The 778-nt window shown below is 60.9% G+C and carries 1 pseudogene; it reads left to right on the top strand.

Annotated elements, in window-relative coordinates:
- A pseudogene (gene tnpC / locus PROAA_RS09005) lies at positions 1 to 744 on the top strand (IS66 family transposase); the annotation flags it as partial.
- Between the last annotated feature and the right edge of the window lie 34 nt (positions 745 to 778).

Raw genomic sequence — 778 nt, 5'->3', positions numbered from 1 at the left:
AAGGCAAGACCAAACGGGCCTATATGTGGGCCTACCGCAGCAACGACTTGGAAGGGGCGCCGCGGATCGTGGTGTTCGACTATCAAACCAGTCGCAGCGGTCAGCATGCGCGCAACTTTCTTCTGAAGTGGCGTGGTCATTTGATGGTCGATGATTACGGGGGATACAAAGCGTCGTTCCGGCAAGGGGTGATCGAACTGGCTTGCCTGGCGCACTGCCGACGAAAGTTCTTCGATCTTCACGTAGCGGGTGGCCATGCGGTGGCGGAAGAGGCGTTGCGGCGAATCGGCGAGTTGTATGCCGTCGAGGCAAAGGCGCGCGATGGTGATGAGGCGGCTCGCCTCGCGCTCCGACAGCAGGAGGCGTTGCCGAAGCTGAACGCGCTGCACGACTGGTTGATTGATCAGCGCCTGAAGACCGCTGACGGCAGTGGCCTGGCCCGTGCCATCGACTACAGTCTGAAGCGCTGGCCGGCGCTGACGTTACAGCGGGAGCTTACCCATCGACAACAATATGGTCGAGAACGCGATCCGGCCGATTACCCTGGGGCGCCGCAATTGGCTCTTCACCGGGTCGGAACGCGCTGGCCGCCGTGCCGCCGCGATCCAGAGCTTGCTCGCCACCGCCAAACTCAACGGGTTGGAACCCTATGCCTGGCTCAAGGACACCTTGGAAAAGCTCCCGACCTGGCCCTATCGCCAGATTGATGAACTGTTGCCCCTCCGGCCCATTACCACTACGTAAGTCACTTGGCAACGCGGTATCGTAGATCCGATAC

The sequence above is a fragment of the Candidatus Propionivibrio aalborgensis genome, assembly GCF_900089945.1.
GTDB lineage: Bacteria > Pseudomonadota > Gammaproteobacteria > Burkholderiales > Rhodocyclaceae > Propionivibrio > Propionivibrio aalborgensis.
This window is presented reverse-complemented; position numbering and strand designations above follow the sequence as displayed.